26 protein-coding genes are annotated in these 25,056 nt (G+C 38.7%); 19 read left to right on the top strand and 7 right to left on the bottom strand.

The window, feature by feature from the left end:
- Nucleotides 1–275, top strand: a 275-nt coding sequence (locus DSBG_RS18435; RefSeq protein ID WP_141694365.1) for a fibronectin type III domain-containing protein, incomplete at its 5' end; no start/stop codon positions are given.
- Nucleotides 276–454: 179 nt separating this feature from the next.
- Here the strand turns inward: DSBG_RS18435 and DSBG_RS23275 are convergent.
- Nucleotides 455–610, bottom strand: coding sequence for a hypothetical protein (locus DSBG_RS23275; protein ID WP_176716318.1), 156 nt, complete (start codon nucleotides 608–610; stop codon nucleotides 455–457).
- Between the two features lie 48 nt (nucleotides 611–658).
- Nucleotides 659–1,216, bottom strand: coding sequence for a flavin reductase family protein (locus DSBG_RS18440; protein WP_068965991.1), 558 nt, complete (start codon nucleotides 1,214–1,216; stop codon nucleotides 659–661).
- Nucleotides 1,217–1,827: 611 nt separating this feature from the next.
- Here DSBG_RS18440 and DSBG_RS18450 point away from each other — a divergent pair.
- From DSBG_RS18450 to DSBG_RS18460, 3 genes are all read left to right on the top strand, one after another.
- Nucleotides 1,828–2,271 carry a YiiD C-terminal domain-containing protein gene (locus DSBG_RS18450; protein WP_068965995.1) on the top strand — a complete coding sequence of 148 codons (444 nt, stop codon included), beginning with the start codon at nucleotides 1,828–1,830 and terminating at the stop codon, nucleotides 2,269–2,271.
- A gap of 455 nt (nucleotides 2,272–2,726) precedes the next feature.
- On the top strand, nucleotides 2,727–4,007 hold the full coding sequence (gene serS, locus DSBG_RS18455) for a serine--tRNA ligase (RefSeq protein WP_068965997.1): 1,281 nt from the start codon (nucleotides 2,727–2,729) through the stop codon (nucleotides 4,005–4,007).
- 502 nt (nucleotides 4,008–4,509) lie between these two features.
- Nucleotides 4,510–4,731, top strand: coding sequence for a hypothetical protein (locus DSBG_RS18460; protein WP_068966000.1), 222 nt, complete (start codon nucleotides 4,510–4,512; stop codon nucleotides 4,729–4,731).
- 54 nt (nucleotides 4,732–4,785) lie between these two features.
- On the opposite strand, the gene DSBG_RS18465 is transcribed toward DSBG_RS18460, so the two are convergent.
- The 4 genes from DSBG_RS18465 to DSBG_RS18480 form a co-directional block, all read right to left on the bottom strand.
- Nucleotides 4,786–6,060, bottom strand: a complete 1,275-nt coding sequence (locus DSBG_RS18465; protein ID WP_068966002.1) for an ISL3 family transposase — start codon at nucleotides 6,058–6,060, stop codon at nucleotides 4,786–4,788.
- A 93-nt stretch (nucleotides 6,061–6,153) separates the two neighbouring features.
- Nucleotides 6,154–6,447, bottom strand: coding sequence for a hypothetical protein (locus tag DSBG_RS18470; RefSeq protein WP_068966004.1), 294 nt, complete (start codon nucleotides 6,445–6,447; stop codon nucleotides 6,154–6,156).
- Nucleotides 6,444–6,803: a frataxin family protein gene (locus DSBG_RS18475; protein ID WP_068966006.1), complete on the bottom strand. Its 360-nt coding sequence runs from the start codon at nucleotides 6,801–6,803 to the stop codon at nucleotides 6,444–6,446. Before DSBG_RS18475 ends, DSBG_RS18470 begins: the two co-directional genes overlap by 4 nt.
- On the bottom strand, nucleotides 6,796–7,218 hold the full coding sequence (locus DSBG_RS18480) for a YopX family protein (RefSeq protein WP_068966008.1): 423 nt from the start codon (nucleotides 7,216–7,218) through the stop codon (nucleotides 6,796–6,798). The genes DSBG_RS18475 and DSBG_RS18480 overlap by 8 nt, the downstream gene beginning before the upstream one ends.
- A gap of 269 nt (nucleotides 7,219–7,487) precedes the next feature.
- Here DSBG_RS18480 and DSBG_RS18485 point away from each other — a divergent pair, with 269 nt between their 5' ends.
- The 10 genes from DSBG_RS18485 to DSBG_RS18530 all read left to right on the top strand — a co-directional run bounded on the left by DSBG_RS18485 (nucleotide 7,488) and on the right by DSBG_RS18530 (nucleotide 17,867).
- Nucleotides 7,488–7,700 carry a hypothetical protein gene (locus DSBG_RS18485; RefSeq protein ID WP_242877745.1) on the top strand — a complete coding sequence of 71 codons (213 nt, stop codon included), beginning with the start codon at nucleotides 7,488–7,490 and terminating at the stop codon, nucleotides 7,698–7,700.
- A 281-nt stretch (nucleotides 7,701–7,981) separates the two neighbouring features.
- Nucleotides 7,982–9,097, top strand: a complete 1,116-nt coding sequence (locus DSBG_RS18490; RefSeq protein ID WP_068966011.1) for a M20 metallopeptidase family protein — start codon at nucleotides 7,982–7,984, stop codon at nucleotides 9,095–9,097.
- A 276-nt stretch (nucleotides 9,098–9,373) separates the two neighbouring features.
- Nucleotides 9,374–10,147 (top strand): nitroreductase family protein, encoded by a 774-nt coding sequence (locus DSBG_RS18495; RefSeq protein ID WP_068966012.1) that lies wholly within the window; start codon nucleotides 9,374–9,376, stop codon nucleotides 10,145–10,147.
- A gap of 558 nt (nucleotides 10,148–10,705) precedes the next feature.
- A complete protein-coding gene (locus tag DSBG_RS18500) occupies nucleotides 10,706–12,184 on the top strand; it encodes a long-chain-fatty-acid--CoA ligase (protein ID WP_083236963.1) in 1,479 nt (492 codons plus the stop codon).
- 87 nt (nucleotides 12,185–12,271) lie between these two features.
- Complete coding sequence (locus tag DSBG_RS18505; protein ID WP_068966014.1) at nucleotides 12,272–12,853, top strand: poly-gamma-glutamate hydrolase family protein; 582 nt, start codon at nucleotides 12,272–12,274, stop codon at nucleotides 12,851–12,853.
- Between the two features lie 251 nt (nucleotides 12,854–13,104).
- Entirely contained in the window at nucleotides 13,105–13,923 is an 819-nt protein-coding gene (locus tag DSBG_RS18510; RefSeq protein ID WP_068966016.1) for a TIM barrel protein, read from the top strand.
- Nucleotides 13,924–14,242: 319 nt separating this feature from the next.
- Nucleotides 14,243–15,055: a 3-methyl-2-oxobutanoate hydroxymethyltransferase gene (gene panB / locus DSBG_RS18515; RefSeq protein ID WP_068966018.1), complete on the top strand. Its 813-nt coding sequence runs from the start codon at nucleotides 14,243–14,245 to the stop codon at nucleotides 15,053–15,055.
- A 379-nt stretch (nucleotides 15,056–15,434) separates the two neighbouring features.
- Nucleotides 15,435–15,971: a universal stress protein gene (locus DSBG_RS18520; RefSeq protein WP_068966020.1), complete on the top strand. Its 537-nt coding sequence runs from the start codon at nucleotides 15,435–15,437 to the stop codon at nucleotides 15,969–15,971.
- Between the two features lie 557 nt (nucleotides 15,972–16,528).
- Nucleotides 16,529–16,900: a hypothetical protein gene (locus tag DSBG_RS18525; RefSeq protein WP_068966022.1), complete on the top strand. Its 372-nt coding sequence runs from the start codon at nucleotides 16,529–16,531 to the stop codon at nucleotides 16,898–16,900.
- A 679-nt stretch (nucleotides 16,901–17,579) separates the two neighbouring features.
- On the top strand, nucleotides 17,580–17,867 hold the full coding sequence (locus tag DSBG_RS18530; RefSeq protein WP_068966024.1) for a hypothetical protein: 288 nt from the start codon (nucleotides 17,580–17,582) through the stop codon (nucleotides 17,865–17,867).
- Between the two features lie 241 nt (nucleotides 17,868–18,108).
- Here DSBG_RS18530 and DSBG_RS18535 read toward each other — a convergent pair whose 3' ends face one another.
- Nucleotides 18,109–20,016 (bottom strand): LytS/YhcK type 5TM receptor domain-containing protein, encoded by a 1,908-nt coding sequence (locus DSBG_RS18535; protein WP_068966026.1) that lies wholly within the window; start codon nucleotides 20,014–20,016, stop codon nucleotides 18,109–18,111.
- Between the two features lie 376 nt (nucleotides 20,017–20,392).
- Between DSBG_RS18535 and DSBG_RS18540 the strand changes: the two genes are divergently transcribed.
- The 5 genes from DSBG_RS18540 to DSBG_RS18560 all read left to right on the top strand — a co-directional run bounded on the left by DSBG_RS18540 (nucleotide 20,393) and on the right by DSBG_RS18560 (nucleotide 24,817).
- Entirely contained in the window at nucleotides 20,393–20,878 is a 486-nt protein-coding gene (locus DSBG_RS18540; RefSeq protein ID WP_068966028.1) for a ferritin family protein, read from the top strand.
- A 286-nt stretch (nucleotides 20,879–21,164) separates the two neighbouring features.
- Nucleotides 21,165–21,914, top strand: a complete 750-nt coding sequence (locus DSBG_RS18545; RefSeq protein ID WP_083236965.1) for a hypothetical protein — start codon at nucleotides 21,165–21,167, stop codon at nucleotides 21,912–21,914.
- Between the two features lie 244 nt (nucleotides 21,915–22,158).
- Complete coding sequence (locus DSBG_RS18550) at nucleotides 22,159–22,350, top strand: ferredoxin (RefSeq protein WP_068966030.1); 192 nt, start codon at nucleotides 22,159–22,161, stop codon at nucleotides 22,348–22,350.
- A 280-nt stretch (nucleotides 22,351–22,630) separates the two neighbouring features.
- Complete coding sequence (locus tag DSBG_RS18555) at nucleotides 22,631–23,914, top strand: multiheme c-type cytochrome (RefSeq protein ID WP_242877747.1); 1,284 nt, start codon at nucleotides 22,631–22,633, stop codon at nucleotides 23,912–23,914.
- Nucleotides 23,915–23,929: 15 nt separating this feature from the next.
- The gene (locus DSBG_RS18560; protein ID WP_068966034.1) at nucleotides 23,930–24,817 is read left to right on the top strand and encodes a hypothetical protein; all 888 of its coding nucleotides are present in this window, start codon (nucleotides 23,930–23,932) and stop codon (nucleotides 24,815–24,817) included.
- Nucleotides 24,818–25,056 lie beyond the last annotated feature (239 nt).

Consider the following 25,056-nt stretch of genomic DNA (forward strand, 5'->3'; position numbering starts at 1 on the left):
ATGAACTGTCCGTACCAGATGATCTTACTGCTACCGTTGAAAGTTCCAGCAAAATAAACCTAGACTGGGATTCAGTTAGTGATGCAACATCGTATTATATTTACAGAGCAACTTCTTCTTCTGGATCTTTTACAAAAATTGCTAGCGTTACAACCACAAGTTATACCAATAGTGGTTTGTCCGATGATACAACCTATTATTATAAAGTAAAGGCTGTAAACAGTTCTGGAACAAGCGCTTATTCAGCTGTAGTTCATGCAACTACCAAAAACTAGTAACAATATACCATAAATAAAAAAAAGAACCTCCGAAACTAAAATTTATTGAGTTTTGGAGGTTCTTTTTTTCATAAAGACAAAACAAAGAAGATGGTCCAACTAGAATTTAATGAGACTCAACCTTATATCTGGCGGTAGTAGAAGGGTAGAGATCGACCTCTAGGCTTAATACCTGACTACCCAGCGAGTTCCGCTGTTAAAGTAAGCGCTGCGACATCGGCGAGCAGGTTCGTGTTGCCGATTTGGTGGCTAACTACGATCAACTTCTCAAGTTCCTTTTTAAGTGTTATACCCTCCCCATCTTTGAATGATCCAAGTGAAATTTCACTCAACCAGCACACCCGACTTTATATTATTTGTCGTTTTCTAAAGGTTTCTTTTTATTTATTCTCCGATAGCTTTAACCCTGTTCTAAAAAGATTCCCTACAACCTCATTTAAGCTATAGTAGCTAGCACCCATCATAATAATGGGATTCAGTTTCAACGGGTTTGGCTTACCATCTGTGATACAGTCCTCATTAACATATACAGCAACAATCTCCCCTAAAAACATTTCAAAATCAAATAAAGGAATAACCTGAATTACTTTGCAGAGGAAATTCATTGAGCATTCTTTTATCATTGGTGCTCTTCCCAATTCGTCATAGAAGGGAGTAAATAAGCTTGACTTATCGACTGTTTTTCCTGACACAATTCCACAATAATCTGTCTGTTCAACCATGGAAATTGGGGGAATGTTCACGCTAAAGTAACCGTTTTCCTTAACCCCTGGTGTTGTATAATGAGTGCTTTTTAATGAAACATAAAGCACCGGCTTCAAACTTACTACCCCACATGCTCCCACAGTAACATAATTTGGCTTTCCATTAACATCTGCTCCAATAATCATCGTTGGAAAGGGACCAAAAGGTTGATTTTGAATTTTAATCTTTTTCATGTTAAAACCCCTTATTCATTTGTCTGTTAATTTGATGCGGTCCTATTATTATACCGCAGATGCCAATAAATAATTCTTTATATAGGATTATTAGCCTTATTATAGCTGGAAAAAATAGTTTAATGCCTCTTTTATTTTTTCGAATAGTCTGTGTAGTATTAGCAATTTTTATCATTTGTAAAAATGAAAATGTACTCTTGGCTTGAAATTGTGGTTTGTTTAATAAATATTTATTATCAAAGTCTATCAAAACTGTATTATTCTTTGTTTTCCGTCCAAATCCCTCAGACGACCATTTAATCTGTGTTTATCTGCTTATTTGGATCATTTAAAGTGACTAAAGTGTAAGGCCCATTTCGAAGCTTAATAAGCGGTTTACTGAAGCCACCTGGAGTTTTTGCGGAGCATAGGTAACACCGACTAGGTAATATATTGACAAACGAGGGTATTGATAAATATGTAAAGCATGGTAAAATAAGAGTAGATAAATTAGTACCTGGTACCAATTTACTACAAACGATATAAATTCAAGGACAATAGTCTTGATGGAATATAAGGAAAATGTAGAAGCTGATGAGTATTATAGGTTATTTTCAAGTTGGAGGGAAGTTATGGACGACGAATTAGCATTTCAACAATTTTTGTATGAACAAATACCTATAACTAAGAAAATGAGGTTTGAGGTCATTAAGTTCAACCCTTCCAGTGTGAAAATGTTGGCTAGGCTAGAACCAAACTTCAATCACAAGTGTACTGCGTTTGCCGGTAGTATTAATAGTTTGATGACACTGTGTGGCTGGGGAGTTGTCTTTGCAAGTGTTAAGGAATTTGCTCCAAATTCACATATTGTAATCCAAAGGAGCAATATTGAATACTTATTGCCTATTGAAAAGGACTTCGTAGCAGAGTGCAATGTAGATGATAAACAGGACATAGAAAAGTTGCGACTGACCTTCAACAAGTTTAATCGTGCTCGAATAAAGTTAAATGTATATTGCAAAGATGAAAATAAGCTATTATCAAAATTTGAAGGACAGTACGTAGTGTTTAAATAGCTATAAGTGTCTTTGACTTTTTTATCATAAGAGCGTATTCTTGGGGCGGCGGTTGGCTATCCTTGATGGCGGGTTTGTGATACAAGCTCGAATACTGAAAGAAATAAGTTTTCACTTGTAAACCTCTAGCAAACCGAATATAATAATTTAAATTGACAAAGTCAGCCAACTGAAAATGAGTAGTTAGTGATGATAAAAGCTATGGCTTATTAATCTCTACAGAGAATCGGTGGTTGCTGCGAACCGACGAGAGGTTAAGTCTTTCCACTTTTGGAGCTCTCGGTGATGAATCGAAGGTCTGTGCCCTTTATAGCACGTTCGAGTGGTCGGCTCATTGGCTGACAATTTGGGTGGCAACGCGGATCCTTCCGTCCCATGTGAATAACATGGGGCGGAAGGATTTTTATTTTTTCATGCAAACCGGATAATTAGCGTAAGAGGAAGGATATGATTCAATGTTAGACATGAAGTTATTTCGGACAAACCCAGAAATTGTGAAAGAAAATATCAGAAAAAAATTCCAAGAACATAAGTTGGTGATGGTTGATGAAGTGATCGAACTCGATCGACAAATCCGGGACGCAAAGTTTAGATGTGATGTTTTAAGAAACCAGCGAAATTCTATTAGTAAAGAAATTGGTGCATTGTTGTCCAAAGATCAAAAGAAGGAGGCTGAACAAAGAAAAGCGAAGGTTGCGAGCATTGCACACGAACTTACGAAGTTAAAAGAGATGGAAGACAACCTTACAGTTCAAATTCGTGAAAGAATGCTGGTTATTCCAAACATCATTGACCCGTCAGTGCCAATTGGTAAAGATGATAGTGAAAACGTTGAGCTTGAACGTTTTGGAGAACCTGCGGTGCCTAATTTTGAGGTTCCTTATCATATTGACATTATGGAAAAATTACATGGCATTGATCTTGAAAATGCTAGAAAAACCAGTGGAAATGGTTTTTATTATCTTTGTGGTGATATTGCACGTCTACATTCTGCAATTCTCTCCTATGCGCGCGATTTTATGATAGACAGGGGATTTACCTACTACGTTCCGCCATTTATGATTCGTAGCAATATAGTAACTGGGGTTATGAGTTTTTCCGAAATGGAAAACATGATGTATAAAATTGAAGGAGAGGATTTATACCTAATCGGAACAAGTGAACATTCTATGATTGGTAAATATATTGATACAATTTTAGATGAGGAACAACTCCCGCAAGCTTTAACGAGCTATTCTCCTTGTTTCCGTAAAGAAGTCGGTGCTCACGGTATTGAAGAACGAGGCGTATATCGAATCCATCAATTTGAAAAGCAAGAGATGATCGTAGTTTGCAGGCCAGAAGAAAGTGCCCAGTGGTTTAGAAAGCTATATAAAAATACGGTCGACTTTTTTTGCTCATTGGATATTCCAGTACGTACATTGGAGTGTTGTTCAGGCGACTTGGCAGACTTGAAAGTAAAGAGTGTAGATGTGGAGGCATGGTCGCCTCGGCAACAAAAGTATTTTGAAGTTGGAAGCTGTTCTAATTTAGGTGATGCTCAAGCACGGCGTCTCGGTGTTCGCGTTAAGAATAAAGAAAGTGGAAACTATTTTGCGCATACTCTTAACAATACAGTTGTTGCGCCACCACGGATGCTTATAGCTTTTCTAGAGAACAATTTGAATTCAAACGGTACAGTAACAATCCCTAAACCGCTCAAAATGTATATGGGTGGAAAGAAAGTTATAGGATAGGTCCGTCCATGTCTGGATCAAGCGATTACTCATCTGTAGTTAATGCAACTACTGAAGACTAGTAACAATAAACATTTATAAATGTAATACGGAAACCTCCAAACCCCAAATTATTGAGTTTTGGAGGTTCTTTTTTTCATAAAAACAAAATATAGAAGATGAAGGTAACTTGAGACATCGTATGAAAGGCGTACCTCTTTTGTCAACAAGCACATTGTACAAACTGACATTACGTCAGATGCAATAGGTTTATAAATTATATTGCCTTATTGGTAAACATTGATAATGACAGAGCATGTTGTCCTTCACAACAATCACGATGCAAGTGATCACTTGCATCGTTTTATGCTATAATTAATATTATAAATGCCTTTTTTATCAGAAGGTTTTCTAATTTAATATTGTCCTTTTACTTTCCTCAAATTGTATAAATTATCCACAAGATCACCTATGGATTTATAATTGTAAAGTAGATTTGTAATACATGCAAGGAGGCAATATTTTGGATATTTTACGCGCCCCCGAACTTTATATTGATAAGGATGGACTATGGTACGCTGACGGCGTGCTTATGGTCAACAAAGAAATTATTATGTTATTTGCTTCCCATCTAAAAAAAGCTGGTCCTGATAAATATCATATAGATTGGCAGAATCAATGGGTATCCAACTTTAATGGGGATTTTGAATGGAGAAGGATGAATTTCATCCCTATCCATTTGTAAAGATTCCACATGAAAAACCACCTCAAAAAATATTTTTCAATGCCCCTTTATGCACTAATCAGTAACAAAGATTCGCTTTCCAGTAATTGCATCAACTTCATAGAATTGCATATTCTTGGCTTTTAATGGTTCAGCTTTATCGCTTCCGAAGATAACCTTTGCTCTCAATGTGTCGTATGAATAACCATTGCCTAGCCGTACAATCCTTCGAATAACGTTATTGAAAGACTCAGTGTATGCGTTTGTCCAGTGACCGTCGAAGTATGCGAAAACCTCTTTCTTTAGCTTGTTGACGAGCTTCTGCATCTCTTTGCCAACCTTATTTCCTTTGGATATTGATGTTTCCCATTGGTAATACAGTTGGTATGCATCGTACTTGGTTTTGGCATTATAAACGTCCTTCAAGCCTTCTTTAGCCCAGTAAGCCTCTTTGAGGGAAGGATACTTCTCAAGAACTCCATCTAGCTGTTGAATTTGTTCATTTTTATTCAAATTCTCACGATTTGAACGAATTGCGTATTTTACTCTGAATAGCTCTTTCCTTGCTCCTTCGGATGCTTTGGATTGGATTGAAGCTCTCAATACATCTACTTTCATATTGAACTTTTGCATTACATGAAATCTGTCAATTACACAAAAGGCTTTTGGAATGGTTTCTTCAACAGCGTTTCGATAAGCTGAAGCCATATCCATAGTGACTACTTCAATGTTTTCGTAGCCCTTCATTTCTTTGATTTTCTGTACGACCAGCTCCTTTGTGATACCCCTGACGAACTCGATAGGTTTTCCTTTTTCTACGTCTGTAAAGACTGCACACGGTTGCTTCCTGTGCTCACCTTTAATGTGTACGTATATTTCGTCTATACCGAGTATTCTAGGGGCTACAAGCACCCTCTGTGCATCTAGCTTGGCTACATGTATCTCGAAGGACCTCTTGACCGTTGACTCAGACACTCCATATTGGTCGGCTAGACTAGCGAATGAGGTATTACCCTTAATGGATTCCTTGCCCAGGCAATCACGAAGCCTAACAGTTATCCTGTCATCTGGTGCAATGCTCTTGAAGATTTCGGTAAACGTGTCTCCGCACTCTGGACAGTAGAATCGACGCTGTTTAATTTCAATAATTACCTTCATTCCACGAATGTCTTGGTCTGCAACTTTGCGTGTTCTGACATCATGAACCTTTAGCTTTGCGTTTTCCTTGAATATTGAGCCACATTTTGAACAAAATGTAGGTTTATCGATAGGTTCTACTACATATTTGTTGTATTGTTCACTTCTGAATTCCTTAATGATGTTAAATTCCTCTAATTCTAGTACATTCATGCGTTATATACCCCTGCTTTCTTTAAATTTGCTTTATACTAGCAATTTAAAGAAAGATATATAACGGATAAATGGGTCTAGTAGGTTCGAGCTTTAGCCAACTAAAGGATTAGGTATTATCGGTCGCTTAAATAGCACGTCATGAGACCAATGTGTCAGGATAATTGACTGCAACTGTGCCATGTATTCCCTTAGTTCCTCAAAGGCTCTCCCGTTGTTTTCACGAACGGCTGTGTCTTTGTATTTTTTAGATTCTTTGACCATTTCCATTTGCATAAGTTGGATTTTCTCATGCGTAGTTTTCGACATTCCCTTGGGCCTTTCTGTTAGGTCGAAAAATCCGCTTACTGGCGTGTATGGTAAAGAGACACTTTCTTTATATTTCATAACTCACTTCCCATCCAAAACGATTCGTCTATCCTTATCCACTTGCCCCCATCCCAATTAAAGCTACTGCCACCAGCTTTAGTGAGAATCCACTGTAGCGACCACGCTCCTGTAGATAACCCCCATGTAGTAACTTGAATAGTGTCATGCTTGCCATCAAACATCTCAAGAACGGCTTTCACAGTTTTCCTTTTACCCTTTGTAAATGTGGTTTTAAGGATGCCAGTGAAAGGCAAAGGTATATTTGGCGGTATGCAATCTCTTAATGCATTAGCGACCATCCGAGCACCTTCGTGGTCAGCCTTAGAACCAATCTTGATACCGTACAAATTGGCAAGATGAGGTAAGCTATACATCTTTAACCTCCAGAAGTTCTGGATTGTCGTGGATGTTGCCGATGACTTCGACCTTTGGCTCTCTGTTGATGTATATAATTTTCCTTTCTCCACCAATCGTGAAGCCTAAAAACCTACCTTCTTTTTCCCACTCTACGACCGCCGTACACAATCCTCTAGTTACAAAAATATCACCCTCATATATCCCCTTACCGTTCTCATCATGGAGTCCAGTGAATTGTCCTAGTGTTTTAATGTCAATTACGAATGAAACCCCGTCTCTTGCGATACAATGCTTCTTCTCACCAGTTAAGAAAAACCATCCAGTCTCTGAAGGAAGTCCTGAATTTTCATCCGTCAATGGTGTAATGAAATATTGACCATAAACCCATTGACCGTTGTCTACACGTTTGCCACAGAATTTAATCTCTCTCACATAAATGCCTCCAATGCGTTGCATAATAATTCATTAAAATAAATATTTATTCACCATCATTTAGAATTTCGAATGTATACCAATGCATGAAAATAAATATTTATACATTGAGAATTCCCCATGAAAGTTGTGATTTGATATGTTGAAATTTAAGCGTTGCCTATTGAGTCACCACCTAAAACGTTGGATACCCGAATCAATTGTACCCTGTGAGGGTGGAGGACGCTCCCTTTTTTGTTCAATCGTTAACCGAACAGGAGGGGCGGCTTATGATACAGCTTTATGATGGCCGAAAATTTCCCTTGCCCCCGGGTAATCTTATCATGATAAACAATATTCCCTACATCTCTTTGTTCTGGCAGCACGATTCGAAACTGTCTCATCCTTCCTATTGTGAGTTGTGTAAAAACGTGATCGAGCGGGATGGTCAATATATTATCAAATACGGCGATAACGAATGGTTGGTTGAAGAGATAGTATAAATTACTGAGTACGTTACCTGCGGATGTGGCGTGTTCTCACACAGTGTCGATATTAGCAATTCATGTTAATGCTGAGGATGATGATTTATAGATTAAAGCTACCTATATAAGAGAAATGGTCTTCTGCGCATGGGCACGGAAGATTGAATAAAACATATCAATATCACGCTGAGCATTAAAGCATTTCAAGCTACCCTGGTAGACCTTTAATAAGTAGGTTTGGTGAGGGGTCTGTGCATCCACAATCTTGGTACAAAAGGGTTTTTAAAGGGAGTTCAGTAATGGAAAAGAAAAATCTGGAATTAACCAAACAGTTACGTCATGAATTACATCAGCATCCTGAACTATCAAATCAGGAAACTTGGACAAAACAGCACTTAATCGATTTTCTCAAAGCAAATACAAAGTTGGAAATAGTAGACAAAGGACTTTGGTTTTACGCGATTTATCGTGCAGGCAAAGGCAAAAAGACCATCGCGTTTCGCGCGGATTTTGATGCGATCCCCATGCAGGAAACCTTAGATATTCCATATGCTTCTCAGTTTCCTGGAATCGCCCATAAATGTGGACATGATGGACACTCGTCAAGTCTAGCGGGGTTTGCCCTGGAAATCGACCAGAAGGGTGCCGACAAAAACATCTTCTTCCTATTCCAGCATGCTGAGGAAACCGGAGATGGCGCAAATCAATGTGTCGCTTTTATTAAGGAAAATAACATCGGAGAAATTTTTGCTTACCATAATTCGAATGGCATGCCTTTCAAGTCTGTCAACGTAATCAATGGAACCAGCAATTGCGCATCAATAGGTATGACAATTCATATGGAAGGTTCTCCAGCTCACGCCAGCCAACCGGAACTGGGAGCAAACCCTGCTTTCGCGATTGCTAAGGTTATTGATGCCATTCCTATGTTCAGCTCTTTGGAAAACAACAAGGGTATGGTTCTTTGCACCGTGATTCAGGTAGACATCGGCGAAAGAGCCTTCGGAGTATCCGCAAGTAAGGGAGACCTTCTCTTAACCATTCGTGCTCTATACGAAGCGGAAATGGAACAGCTTCGTAAAAGCCTAGAAGAACTTGCTTTGGCTCAAGGAGAAAAGTACGGACTGAAGGTAAGTTTCGCTTATCATGATGTTTTCCCGGAAACTAAAAACCACATTGAAAGCTCGGACAAGATCCGTTTGGTCTGTAAGGCAAAAGGCATTCAGCTCGTTGAAATGAAGGAAGCCTTCCGTGCTTCCGAAGATTTTGGTCACTATCTAAAGGAGACAAAAGGTGCAATCTGCTATATCGGAAACGGTGAAGACTATCCTCCTATACATACCTTAAAATATGATTTCCCGGATGAAATCATTGAAACCGCGGTTGAGTTATTCAAGGGACTAGCTGAACTGTAACTTTATACGATCAAGTTAATTTAAGAAGTTATAGAAGAGTTATCTCATTAAGTTGAGGCAGCTCTTTTTTCAACTGGTTATGAATTTTGTGTGGTTTAGTTTGAATATGGTTGAAATCAGGTTTGCCGATATCCCAGGGAGAAGTATGTAATTGCTATATTGCTATATTGGTATATTGGAGTTAAAGCATTGAATGGCCTGGATGTGATCTATTACATACGGATATAACTAATCTATATGAACAATTGAAAGACTCATAGATCTGGAGGTAACTGTATGACAAATTCTCAGCTCTATAATGCAATATTTCGCAGAAAATCCACCCGTAAATATGACATGGCCCCACTCCCCGCCGACAGGCTTGTAAAGTTGAAGGAGTTTGCTAGTAACGCTAGGCCGCTTGACGAAAGCATTCGATATGAGTTTGCCTACCTGGGTTCAGCAGATGTAAGGAATCTCCTTCCTATCAAAGCACCGCACTACATTTGTATGTATTCCGAGAAAAAGGGGAACTATTTGATGAATACAGGGTTTTTGCTCCAGCAGATGGACCTGTACTTCTCCGATAACAATCTGGCCAGTTGCTGGCTGGGGATGGCAAAGCCCGCAAAAGGGGTACCTATGCTTATGAACGGCTTGGAGTTTGTAATTATGCTCGCTTTCGGGAATACCACGGAGATAATTCACAGAACGAATACCTCCGAATTTAAGCGTAAAAATTTGTCCGAAATATCTAGTGTAGTTGGTGCTGATGCATTGCTAGAGGCTGCTCGCCTCGCTCCATCAGCTTCCAACACACAGGCTTGGTTTTTTAGTGGAGATTTAGACGTTATTACAGTGAGCCGGAAGAAGTTGAATCTTCTCAAAGCACAGGTGTATGGGAAGATGAATCAGATTGATATTGGCATTGCACTTTTTCACTTGGGGCTCTCAGTTGACCACATAGGCAAAATGGCAAGTTATTATTTTGATGAGGATGTCGCACCAAATGGGTATGAATTCATGGCTAAAGTTAAAATTAGTAAAAATGATTTGGCAAGAATACGCTAAACAAATATAAAAGAGGTTTATCGAAGGGCTTATAGTATATGAAGTATTCCTCTTGATAATTGAGATGATTGCATTTTCCGCAATTATCAAAGAACATAGAAAAAAATCCATCAACAAAAAGGCAGTTCAGGCACAATTTCCGGCTTGATATCCAGGAGGTCATTGTGGGGGGGGCTTCAAAGGGAGAGACTCCAGTGTGCCAAAGTGAAGAAACCAAAAATACAGAAGAATAATAAAGCTAGAGGCAACGATGCCAAGTCGAAGAATCGTCTAAACAAAATGGTTTAGGCGATTTTTTATTACATTGGGCTAAAAGTATCCTGCATAGAGCTGCTTTTTATTAGGATTACAAAATGTCGGCTAGCAATAGGTTACCACGCTTATTTAAATGAAGTATGGTAATGCTCCATGAAGCGGTAAATCATAGATGCTTGAATAATTAAAGGTCTTGTCATGGTTAACTTGTATTATTACCGGGCCATGTATAGTATAATTTATCTGTTATCCTTGTCTATTCAAGAACAAATAATCGAATTGTAGTATATTATGGGAGGCATTATGTTAGGCAACATTTATCAAAAAGCATATAAAGCTAATTCTATCGCGTTAAAATTCAAGAGAAATAATATTACCTATGAACAGCTTGATAAAACAGTTAATCAATATTCAAGTTATTTATTGACGCTGGGAGTGAAGGCCCAAGAACGAGTACTGCTGTGTTGCCCGAACTCACCTGAATTTATCTATTCCTACTTGAGTGTGGTGAAAAATGCAGGAATTGTTGTTCCAATTAATTTGCAACTTACAATGGAAGAAATCTTAAATTTCATTATAGATTCGGAAGCTGCTTTTATGATTCTTCATCCTGCGATTATTCAAAAAATGAATCATACTACAGAATCTATCCAAGATCTTTTGGGCATTAAAGTTATTGTTCTGGATGAGGAGTTTCAGAGGTCTATCACTGAAAGCTCTCTAGAATTAGTTGAGGACTTTTGGAATGAGAATGCAGTAGCAACATTTTTATATACTTCCGGTACTACAGGAAAACAGAAGGCTGCAATGCTTAGCCATAAAAATCTTGTTACAAATGCTGAACAGTGTCGGCTTGCTTTTCAAGGAACAGAAACTGACAATTACATGTGCGTGCTTCCAATGTTCCATGTTTTTGCCTTTACAACCTGTGTTCTGAACCCGTTATTGAGCGGTGCAACAGTTACGATATTGGAAAAATTTAAGCCAAAAGAAGTTATAGAGTCTTTGTTAAATGATGAGATTACAGTTTTCATGGGAGTTCCAACCATATATATCGTATTGTTGGAAGCATGCAAGAATAATGTTACATTCTCTAAGCTTCGCTTAGCGGTTTCCGGGGGAGCAGCATTGCCTGTTGAAGTACTTAGACAGGCAAAGGATATTCTGAAGCTTCCTGTCGTTGAAGGATACGGTTTGACGGAAGCATCCCCTGTAGTCTGTTTTAATCCTTTGGATGGAGTAAAGAAAGAGGGCTCGATAGGTCGGCCGATTGCTTTTGTTGAATGCAAGATTGTTGATGAAAACGATATAGAACTGGCTGTTGGTGATGTCGGTGAACTTGTTGTACAGGGTGAAAATGTAATGTTGGGATACTTCAAGCAGGAAAAAGAAACAAAAGAGACCTTGAAGAATGGGTGGCTGCATACCGGAGACCTTGCAAAGAAAGACAAAGACGGATATGTTTTTATTGTCGATCGAAAAAAAGATATGGTCATTGCTGGAGGCTTGAATGTCTATCCAAGAGAAGTGGAGGAGGCCATATATCAGTATGCTAAGGTAAAAGAGACCGCGGTTGTCGGAATTGACGATAAATTGAGAGGCGAATATGTAAAGGCATTCATTGTTCTTAAAGATGGTAAAGAATGTACTGCCAAGGAAATAACTAGTTATCTAAAAGAACATATTGCTGGTTATAAATTACCTCGTGAAATAGAATTTATTTCTGAGCTTCCTAAAAATAGCGCTGGTAAAATACTGAAAAGAATGCTTAAAACTCAGTGATTAATCCACTAACCTTTGCGCGACAAAGAGAATCGGCCCAAACTCTAGAGTTAGGTTCCCACAGGTTGGACTAGGAGGAATATACTAATGCCTGATTCCTACTTGAATTTCCAAGAGTTACGGTTGCATGAACAAGAAGGACGAGATTATCGAATAAGAACGAGCCGTAATTGGCACCCAGTCTTAATCATTGCTCCCCACGGCGGTAAAATTGAACCCTATACATCGGATATTGCCCAAAGGATAGCAGGCGAAGATTTTGCATGGTATTCTTTTGAAGGTATTAAAGATGTCGATGTCCGAAAGCTTCATATTACCAGTCATAACTTTGATGAGCCGTTACTACTTAAAGGACTACAACTAGCCGAAACAGTGTTGACAATTCACGGTCTTAAGAATTCTACTGACGAATTCTTAATGATTGGAGGCTTAGATACAATGCTTGGTACTGAATTGCAAATTGCTCTTCAAGACTATGGTTACATCGTAAAAGAAAGTGAACAAAAATATCGTGGTGTAAGGACTACAAATATATGTAACAGAGGACGTACAGGTAAAGGGGTTCAATTAGAAATTAGTTTTGCCCTGAGAAAAAGAATCGTTGAAGACACGGAATATGGCGTTCGGTTTACCGACACGATCAAATCGCTCATTAAAGATCGAAGATGAGAAACAAAGACGTCACAGCTATTTAATGCTGAGGGAGTTATTGTGATACGATGTTCAAGAGCTGTGTTTTCCAAAACGTTAACACTACTTCGAGTAGGGTTAGGCGCCATTATTAATTTATTGCAGACATTTGTCCCTTCACGAAACTTTGTAAAAAAGAAGTCAAAAGTGAGATTGACATTTGGACATAATGAATACGTGAGATGATTGATGGAATGGCATAGACCAGTAAGGTCAAAAGGAGGAGGATAATGGATACACTATTATTTGGTATATCCGGTCTTCCGCTAGGGAACGGTTCTATTAAATTTAATTATGCTCGTGGGATAGACTATGCAAAGTCGATAGGGCTTGATGCAATGGAGCTTCTATTTGTGAGAAACGTTAATGTTACGGATAACAATAAAAACCTTATATTGGAAGCTAAGTCAAGAAATAATTTTTACTTATCAGCACATGGCTCGCACTACATCAATTTAAATGCCAATGAGTCGGATAAACAGGAACAATCCATAGAAAGGATCATGAAGGCTCTGGAAGGGTTGTCCAATGTTGGGGGGAGGAGTCTAATCTTTCATCCAGGCTTTTATTTGAATGACTCCAAAGAGGATGCTTATTTTACCATTAGGGATAATTTATTACGTCTTCCCCTAACAGGGGTAGATTTCAGATTAGAGACAACTGGTAAGGGAACACAATTCGGTACTCTTGAGGAATTAGTATCTTTGTGTAAGGAAGTTAGCTCGTGTAAATTGTGCATTGATTTTTCACATATCCATGCCAGATATAATGGCAAACTAAAAGGGTTTATTGATTTTGTTAAAATACTTAGGTATGTCTCGGATGAACTCGGCGAATCAGCTTTGGAAGACTTGCATATTCATCTAGGCGGAGTAAATTACAATGAAAAGGGTGAGCGGAACCATCTCCCGTTGCTACAAAGTGACTTCAATTATGTGGATTGCCTGAAGGCTATAAAGTACTTCAACGTAAAAGGCTGTATAATAGCTGAAGGACCTATGGTGGAGAAAGATGCACTGTTACTAAAGAGGACCTACGAAAGGCTTTGAAACAAGGTTCGATGAAATCATAGAGACAATAAACAAAAAGTTGATACGATGATCGCGATATGATAGTGTGAGAATATATTTGGTTTCTCCTTAAGGATAACCCGGATGGTACCTGAAACGACCATACCGACATGTTGCCAAAGGAGAGGCCAGTAGATCTATACCCGAATGCTTGTACCTGAAGAGGACTGAGACGGAAGGGGGGCTTTGCTATACCTGTATGCCTTCTGACTTACGTCGGGGGGCTATTTTATTGTGCCATAAGGAACGAAAGATGGAGGATCATGGGAAATAACTTTAAGAAGGGATGCTGTGTTGTATGAAGAAAACGATTGATTTTATGATGGATAAGAAAAAAGCGGGTCAAAAGATTACTATGCTAACTTGTTATGATTATCCTACTGCCGTAATTCAGGAGAATGCGGGGATCGACATTATCTTTGTTGGAGATAGCGTTGGTACAAATATGCTGGGATATAAGAGTGCTACAGAAGTAACTATGGAGGATATGCTTCATCACCTAAAAGCAGTCAGAAGAGGAGTTGAGAAAGCTTTACTAGTGGCCGACATGCCATATAGGTCGTATGAAACTAATGAAATAGCTTTAAAAAATGCTCGGTTATTTATTGAGGCTGGTGCTGATGCGATTAAGCTTGAAGGTCGAGAAGAGAAGGTTGTTGAGTACCTAACAAAAAATAATATTGATGTTATTGGGCATATAGGATTTACGCCACAGACGCATGAAAAAGTATCAATGCAGGGAAAAACATTCGAGCAAGGCAAAGAACTGTATGAAAGCGCGCTTAGCCTCCAGACATCGGGGTTAAAGTTACTTGTCTTAGAAATGGTTCCGGAAGAAGTTGCGGGATTAATATCGGAACATTTAATGATACCAACGATTGGAATTGCAGCGGGTAGATATTGCGACGGACAGGTTCAAGTCATTAATGATTTGCTTGGTATGACTTATAGAAAACTTGTTCACGTTAAAGAATATGCAGATTACAAAAACTCAACATTTGAAGCTATTCAAAAATATAAGGATGAAGTTGAAAATCGGATATTTCCGCATGAAAATAATGTGCGAAATATGGATGCGGATGAATTACATGAATTTAAAGCCCTCTTTTAATAACCCAGACCCAAAGCCGAACACTATCTAAACCATGGTTAATTGTTAATAGCCATAAAAAGAATTAATGCCATGGCGCAGTGAAGTTGGTGAGTGTGGCGTTTAACAAAAAAACGGAGCCTTTCAGCCGCTCTGTTTTTTTGTTTTTGCGAACTACTTTTTACAGAAATCTATGATAATTGTAGAATGATGATATTTAGAGTGATTAGGACAGCTAATTCTATCTGTTTGAGGATCGATTTTAATTAGAGTTAGGCTTACGCACCATAAGATTGTTTTATATGACTATCAAAATTATTACTGGACATAATTGGCTCAATGACCTGAAAGCGTTTATACTAAGGGGAAATCAGTAATAGTTATGAAAGGGGTATTTGGGATGACAGAAGATGCTACGTTTAATGTGTTGCTTTATGTTGATGGGTCACAATATTCATTTTCTGCTTCGGTTTATGCGGCGACACTATTAAAACATATTTCAAATATGAATATAACAGTTGTGCAGTTCCAGGAAAGTATTGAAGACGAAGTGATTGCGTCTGAATATAACGTCATGGATATTTGGCCTATTAGTCCTAACTCTGTTTGGATGCAACAAATTATTAATGATGCGGATGATGAGACGAAAAAACAGTACCAAGACATATTAACTAGAACCAATGAGATATTCTCCCGAAGAAGTCATTGCGTTAAACATGAAATTTTAGTAGCTAAGAACAATGTTGTGGACACAGCGGAAGCGCTTATTGATTATGCTGAAAAAAACTCATTTGAACTAATTATTATAGGTACACGAGGGTTTTCGGAAGTCAAAGGGCTAATATTTGGTAGTTTCGCCCACACGGTGCTCAATCGGGCGCCAATGCCGGTGCAGCTTATTAAAAAGCTACCTAAAAAATTTATCGATAACTATTAAAAACTAAAGGATATTGTAAACCGCATATGCCATAGGGCATTGGATATGGATTGGTGATTGTTCATTCAGACTGTTAATACATAAATCATGTTTAATGGTCCCAATACGCGTGCTTGTTAGGATCATTAGTGTTGATTCTTAAGGGGCTGTGCTAAAACTTGTTACTATATTTTTCACATCCCCACTTTTGCTTCTATATCATCAAAACACAAGCGTCCTCACTTCACTTTAATAGTGAAATGAGGACGCTTATTGATTGTTGTAACCACTTGAAATTTTGGAGACTGAGTTTTCACACATCCCCTTAATTTTATTTAATTCTTGTAGAGAAGGTTAAACTTCAAGAAGAAAATGAGATTTTGTCAGGTTTGTTTGATTATCTACAAATATGAAGATTATTTTTCCACTATACTAAGTTAGATTAGTATGCTAGTCTTGAGTTGAGTGAATAGTTTGAGTTTTTACCGGTATGTAGTTTTGTGGAATATGTGAAAAAGTGGGTATCTTAACGATGCGCCTATCTATTAGGGCGATTGATGAGGATGGTGTAATGTAAAATGAAGCAACGAATTACCGCTGATCAACTCCAACAACTTACTACTGAACAACAGGATAAACTTAAAGAATGGTGGAAGCCAAAGTTTAGTGATTTGTTTGCCTTTGAAGAATATTGCGATGAACATTTATTTGATGCTGAAGACGAAGAAAATTTGAAATTATTTAATGTAAAAATTAAGCCATTTAGTCTCCCTCTTCTTTCCATAGGTCAGTGTTTAAGTCTGTTGGAACCGTGTGCGCCAGTACTAGGCATGAAATATGGGGAACATAGTTTATGGAACCTAGAAATTTGGATTGGAGGAGACCATAGAATATTTACGGAGAAAGAGCCCGTTGATGCCCTTTTTGAGGCTGTAAAATTTATATTGTAATTAAGGTAAGCTATAAGTAATGGGGCAATAACCGTATCACAAATCAAAAAGGCCAATTGGTGCAAGTGGAGGTTTACTGCGATAGCAAGCAATGCTCAGAGAAAATCAACAATTGTCATACCTATACTTACCAATGGCTAACGCCCTTAATCATGGTATAATACGGTCAAGGGACGCTTAATCCCTTAAGTCTTTTTCATGTAATGCTCCTATTTGCCCTCCGGGGACAGCAATTCGGAGGGACTTTTTTGAAGAGCTCGTCTAATATCAAATTAGGCAAGTCTCTTTTTACCTTAACGAAAGACCGCCTTAGATTGGTGGTCTTTGTTTTGCATTTTGTTCAAAAATCTTAATAAGTTCTTGATAGGATAATGATCAAATATCAAGAACTTTATTGTATTCTTAGAGCAGAGGATATACTAGATATAATCAAAGAAAACACTTACATGAAAAAGACTAAAAGTCGCCCTTGCTGTGGGGCGGCTTTTGTCTTTGTTTAAGTGGGCAGGTTATCTTTCAATGTTGCTTGTATAGATAGCAATTAAGTCGCCTGTTATAATGGGTGGCTTGAATAAAATTTAGTTTTCTAACATACGTAGCAATATAACAATTTTTTAGCGCAAATCTGTGGACAACCGGATAAGAATTAAAATGAAAATAAGGATAAGGAGGGAAGTGGATGGATGATGCTCCGATCCGAGTATTTCTGCTCTGTGATGCGGACGAATGCGCTTCTAATGAAGCCCTAAAGGAGATTAGGGGAAAATCAACTATTAAAGAGCTCGAAAGGGAATACGAGAATTGGATTAACTTATTTGGAAAGACGACAGAAATTTCTCAGAATGAGCTTCAAAATGAATTGCCCCGAGTACAGAGTGGACTGACTCAATTCATAGGATATCGAAATGGCATCACCGCTTATGTAGACAAAGACCACATGTGGTTTTCTCCATTAAACCTTATCTAGGTATAGTAACTCATCAAGGCCGCCTGTTTAAAGAACATATAATCACCCCACAATATTTGTTGTATTTTAATGTTTACCACAATCGGCAAACTATGCAGAAAGCGAAGAAAACTAATTAATGCGTTGGTTGAGAAGATGGCACTTCTCAACCAACGCATTTTGTTTTGGAGTAAGAGTGGGATGAAGGGCAGGAATAATGAGTAAAGTGCAGGGAAAAAACTAGCATATTTTTTTTAGGCGATCATTTCATCATTTTCCTGCTTAGTAACGGAAATCGTATCAAGAAGGTTGTCCCACTGGGATTAGAATCCACGCAGATTTTTGCTTGATGAGACTCAGCAATTTTGTAGCATGTTGCCAGACCCAAACCAGTTCCATTATCTTTAGTAGTAAAGAAGGGGGTCCCTACCTTGCTAATATTTTCAGGTAACATACCACATCCTTCATCCTCAATTGCTAGCACTACCTGGTCATCTTGTAAATAACTCTCAAGGGTTAGACAACCTCTTTCCTCCATTGCTTCAAATCCATTGCGAGTTAAATTAAGAACTAGTTGGGAGATTTCTTTTTCATTGAGGGCTAAGTGGGGAATCTCCCCTGGAATAAATTTAATTTGTTTATTTTGTGTAAACGCGTCGGCTTCTAATAGCGGATATAAATGAATAAGAATGTCGTTGAGGTTTTGAAGTTTAAGTTCAGTTTGTTTTGTTTGCGCAAGGGAGAGAAATTCTGTAATTATCGAGTTCGCACGGTCTATTTCGGAGATCATCAGGTCGAAGGTATGCTTGCGAGCTGCACAATCAGGTTTTTCTCCCAATAGTTGGAGATAACCACGCACCGTAGTCATGGGGTTCCTTATTTCATGTCCGATTCCAGCAGCTAATTGTCCTACAAGGTTGAGACGGTCCAGTCGAGCCATTTCGTCCTGTGCTATCTTGCGGCTGGTAATATCTCTCAGATAACATATCATTCCAGTTTCAGTAGGGTAAGCACTTATTTCAAACCATTTATTACCTAAAGCCTCGGAAAAAATTTCAAATGTCACTGTTCTCTTTTCGGTCATTACTTCATTGTAGTGTAACCGGGCGGTACCATTGAGCTTATGAATTTCATCCATTGTTTGGCCCAATAACTCATCACGGGATTTTCCGAAGGCAATTTCTCCTGCTCGATTTATATAGGTGACTTGCCAGTTCTTATTAATAGCAACAAAACAGTCTGTCATGCTTTCGAGGATAGAAACTGTTTCTTCTTGATGTTTTACTAATTTTTCATAGAATAATCTTCTTTCAGTAACATCATTAACAATTGCTACACATGCGTATTGGCCACTAGGCATCTGAAAACTAGATAAGTCTGCGTCGAAGTACCTTCCGTCTTTTGTAGCGATTTCTCTATGCTGTTGCTCTCTAGTGTCCAACCACGTTTTCTCAGTATCCTTTAATTGAAACAAATCTTCGATATCTAAAGGATCTTGGGGTTGGTCTTTAAGATTTTTGCTAACAAGAATTGGCCCATGAGCGTCAAAGATCATCAAGTTTATTGGACTAGAGTTAATTATTTTATTTAGAATCGATGCTTTGCCAAAGAAATTATAGATTCGGAAATAAAAGTGAAATATTATGGTCGTTGCTAATGGAGTGATGATTAATAAAGGACCCGCGACAACTCTAAGAACGCTCGCTGAGTTACTCTGCCATAAGGGAATAAATATCATGATTAATAGCAAAATCAAGGCCATGACTGTGCCGATGATAAACCAATACAATAGTGGTCTTTCTTTTGGCTTGTTTTTTAAATATTTACCTAAGATACTTCCCAAACAAGCAAAAACAATGATGTTGGTAATTCCACCCATCGTACCACTTCCACCCATGTTGTAGCGATAAAGAGCGCTTATGATAGTTGCTATTGCAGCGGTCACTGGGCCACCAATAAAGCCTGCCATAGTCATGGTGATATGTCTAAAATCAAAAAAGCGACCTTCTACAACAACGATTCTATTGTTTATTACAATAACAGTTACTAGCCCGAACATAACCCCTAATATGTAATGAGAGTATTTTCTGTTGAGAGATAAGTCTATCCATATGACAGAGCCACAGAGAATTAAGACATCAATCACATTGGTTACAAAGTCATAGTACAAAATACCTACCCCCTTTGGGAATAATACTTGTCAAGTGTTTAAATTGTACCGCACATGATAGCGGAAATTTGTCGTATTTAACAGAGAACTTGAAACAAATGTCCACAGAGTCTCATCAAAATACGTTGTTAATCTGAAAAGAAGAATGCAAATGATATTATTAAATATTAAAAAAAATATAGGAATTATTATAAATGTATGATATTATAATGATTAATATAAACGTTCTTTGAGAAACTCGTTATCTTAGAATTGGAGGAGTGCTATGGCTAAAAGTTAAAAACGAAGAAATTGAAGTTGACTAGCCTTATTTAGAAAATAGATAGGATTATGGTAATCATGAATCCTATAGATTAGTAAGAAGGAGTAGATGAAAATGTCTTGGAGTCTTATCAATTTTTCTGGAGAAGAGATTATCGAACTGGCATTGGAGATGGAGCGATCGGGCAAAACCTTTTATGAAAAGGCCGTAACACACGCAGAAGGTGCTAAGTTAAAGGAAATGCTAGCCTATCTTGCCAAAGAGGAAGAACAACATATTGCTGATTTTGGGAGATTGGCAGAGAAACTATCGAAAGAATTCGTACCTAATGAGAGTTATGTCGGAGAGTATGGAGATTACTTGAGGGCAATGATTAATAGTCACATATTTAATCTAAGCAACGTGGAAGATATAGTTCAGGGAATAAAGTCTAATCGTGAGATTCTTCAGCTCGCTTTAAGCTTTGAGAAAGACTCTATCTTGATCTTTCAAGAATTCGAAAATTTTGTGGAAAAAGCAGGTAATGACGTAATAAAACAGTTAATAAATGAAGAAAAAGGGCATATCAAGAAAATCAATCTCTTGTTTCGAGAGATCTAGATTTGAAGATATTACAAGAATCCTCGATTAGCATTAAAATGCTTTCGAGGATTTTTTGACGTGGGAAAAAACATACCGGTTTCAGTGTTCCACAGATACAGGAGCTCCAATAGAGTTGAATTGAATATTATGTTCTGTTATGATTTGCTGAGATAACTGAGAAGATAAGAAAATAGATGAACAAAGCAAGAGACTATTCCAATGCCCGATCAAAAAAATAGTGGGTAGTTAAGTAGGTTGATAGGGAAAAAGTGGTCAGTGATAACACTGAAGGTTAACATAGGAGGTGTCTAGCATTAAAAACTTTAGAGTAAACCTACTTATTGGACTCCTGCTAATTATCAGTTCCATTGCATTGTACTGCATTCAATATTACATCTTTAAAACGCCACGAGATACTTTCTTCTACCTTTTGCAGGATCTGGGCTTCGTTCCACTTCAGGTAATCATTGTCACCCTCGTTCTGGACAAGCTGCTGACTTCAAGAGAGAAACGAGAAAAACTGCTGAAGCTGAATACCGTAATAAGTGCTTTTTTTAGTGAGCTTGGTACTGCTGCTATCTCTCTTATGTCTGGTTCTCATTTAGATATATCCGACTTGCAGGGTGCTTTGAGTGTGAATTCGGAATGGAAGGAAGCTGAATTCAAGAAGGCTTCGAACATGGTTAAAGGCTTTAAATTCCATGGTGAGTGCACTGCCAGGCAGCTTGTGTCCTTGAGAGAGTTTTTGCATACTTATAAGCCCTATTTGTTGCGGATGTTCGACAATCCCAATCTATTGGAACATGATGCCTTTACCGAAATGCTTTGGGCGCTGTTACATGTCTCGGAGGAACTGGAAAGCAGGGATAGCTTAGAGGAGCTGCCTAAGAATGATATGGCCCATTTGTCAAACGATGTCATGAGGGCATATCGCCTCCTAACAATTGAATGGGTATGCTACATGAAGTACTTAAAGATTGATTATCCATATCTATTCTCGCTTGCCACTAGAAAAAACCCCTTTAAAGAAAAGGGTTCGGTGATTTTTGAATGACCGGACTGAGTTACACCAATTTGTGGGTATGCCCTGGGGTATTTCGGAAGTTATATCTATCGTAATCCCAGTCCCGCAACGATTGGGCCATGATTTATCTAGCTGCCACAATCTGGTATTATTGGTCGCGAAGTAATTCCACACATGGGCTCAAATGAGAAACTTTATAAATAATGCATCTTATGATAAGATATTGGGAATATTTAGTTTCGACAATGGGAGAATAGTTTAAGGAGGTTACATTATGATTGCTGAAGTAGACAAAGGTGAGTGCATCGGGTGTGAATCATGCCCGGCATTCTGTCCTGAGGTGTTCAAAATGGAGGACGATGGTTTAGCAGTAGCTTACACAAACCCAGTCCCCAGTGAGTGTGAGGAATCAGCCAAAGAAGCTGCCGAGGGCTGCCCAGCACACTGTATTTCTATCGAAGAATAAGATTGACAAGGTAACTAAAATAAAAAAACTGTAAAGTCAGATGTTTATCATCCGATTTTACAGTTTTTTATTTTAAGAAGAGAAGTATTTCTTTGTAAGGATGATCAGCTCATAGACTTGAGTATTAAAAATTTCAAGAAACGTAAGCCCGAATCTTCCCACAATACATAAAAAAGCAGCTCTAGAACATAATATCCTTCATCTAACAAGGAGGAAGCGGCTAAAATAAACTACCTCAATACCATTAATCAGGGGAGGTGTTCCGGGTTACCCGGATAGTATGCATCACAATAAACTTTGGCGAAATCTGATTATTGCCTTAATCATTACTATTGCTGCGGGGTATGTCTTCAAAGTGTGGAGTACTTCTAATAAAGTAAATCCTGCCACACCATCCTTTGCAGGGAACGGAGGAAGTTGTCTAACCTGTCATAATCGAACGACACCTGGAGTCGTCAAACAGTACGGCGAAAGCAAACATGCCGTCAACAAGGTTGCCTGTATTGACTGCCATCGAGGTGAACCGGGCAGTAAGCTTACCGTTAACCATTACGATAATAATATCGTTTTGCGACCTACTCCACAAAATTGTTCTCGGTGTCACCCTAGTCAAGCGACTCAGTTTGACCATAGCCGTCATAGTGCAGCGGCATGGTATGCTCAGACGGGTCCAACCTCTTTTACCGATGAACAACTCAAACGTTATGGGCTGTCAGCTACCGGTAAATATAATGACCTTTATCATATGGAAAGGCCTGAAATTACTAAAATGGGTTGTGAAGTATGCCATAATATCGGCAAACCTAACGCAGACGGTACCTTTGGGGACTGTGCAAAATGTCACGCCGGACATGAATTTTCGTTAGAACAAGTTCGCAAGCCTGAGATCTGTGGGTCTTGTCACCTTGGTCCGGATCATCCAATGAAAGAAATTTATGATGAGTCAATCCACGGTACACTCTATGCCAATAAAGGAGCCCAATGGGATTGGGATGCTCCTGTCGGAACATTATCCAGTAAAAACTTTGACGCCCCCACCTGCGCAATCTGCCATATGGCTTCGTTCGGTTCTGCCCCAGGGACTCACGATGTTGGTCAGCGCCTTAGTTGGAAACTTTCCCCCGCCCAAGCAGAAAAACGCGTGGATTGGGAGACCCATCGTCTTAACATGCAAACGGTTTGTTTAGAGTGTCATTCTCAAACATCGATAAAAACACTGTATGACAACGCGGACAAGGTGGTGTTAGTAGGAAATGAGAACATCAGAACTGCTCAGACAATTATTAAGAATCTAAAAGATGATGGCCTTATTCCCGCGGCTCCCTTCTCAAGCTCTATTGATTATAAAGGGTTTGAGATTTGGCACCATGAGGGGCGACGTATGCGATTTGGTGCATTTATGAATGGTCCTGATTATGTACAGTGGCATGGAATCTATGAGCAGTTAATCGACCTGACAGAACTTAAGGAGAAGGATGCGGACCTACGCAGCAAAGGAGCCTCCATAGGTGCGACAACAACGACACAGGATACCAGTAAATCGACTAAAATAGAAGGTCGTTAAAAAGGAGAGTCTTATATGAAATCCTCAATTATGAGGCGCTTTTCCTATCAGTGGTTGACTCAAAAGCCCATACAGGTGCCTATAGATAAAACACGTATCATTCTGCTCTATCTTAGTATCAATTATCTTATTGTATTTTTAGATGTCCTGATCGCCCACGCTCTAAACCGTTTTATCCCGGTTTATGAATGGATCCCGGTCATTTTTCCCCCCATTGCAGCACTTTCAGCCATTCTGTTGTTCATAAAACCTAAACCCGGTATGACAAAGTTCTTTAACTTTGTTACTAATGCGATCGGCGTTATTATTGGGATCTTGGGATTCGGGTTTCATCTCCAAGGTGCTTCAGCCGGAGATGCAGTATCCTTTTCTGGTTTAACCAGCGGAAATCCTGTCTTTGCACCCTTAGCTTTTGTGGCATTAGGAAGTATTGGGTTATTAACGAGTTTAGATGATCATCCTAATTCAAGAAGGTATAACCTGACTCAAAAAACCCGTTGGCTACTTCTGGCAACATCATTTTGGTTCCTTGCTACCGCTATGGTTGCTTATTTTGATCATGCCCGAACAGGGTTTACCAATTACTATACGTGGATTCCCGTCTATATGGGGATCTTCGCAGCAGTAATCCTGCTTTTACAGGCTTATAGTCATCCAGAACGTGGACTATCGATTCTACTGGGAACAACAATGATGCTTAGCTTTATTGTGGGCTTATTAGGATTCGCTTTTCATCTGAGTGCTGATCTCGCTGGGCGGGGTAGCATCTTATGGTCAAGAATATTTTACCAGGCCCCCGGCCTAGTCCCCCTCTTATTTTCTGATTTAGGGATATGGGGCGTATTGGTCTTTTTAGATCCATTAAACGAGTACCCCAATAGAACTGAGAGTCCTCAAGCTTAAGATCGAGGGTTTAGAATTTGGACCACAAGATTTTCTAAGTACAAATAAAGAGATAACCCGTTTGACTGGTTATCTCTTTATTGCATGTTCGTAGATATTACGAGAACATCTAGTAAACGCACCGGAACAGTGAACGGCCGATCTAATGCTTATCTACTTTATCTACTAATACAGTAAAAATTTCAAGAATATGTGATTATACTCACTACGCGGTTTAAGAAGGACCGATATAATATTAT

The organism is Desulfosporosinus cupriresistens (genome assembly GCF_001707885.1).
Lineage (GTDB): Bacteria > Bacillota > Desulfitobacteriia > Desulfitobacteriales > Desulfitobacteriaceae > Desulfosporosinus.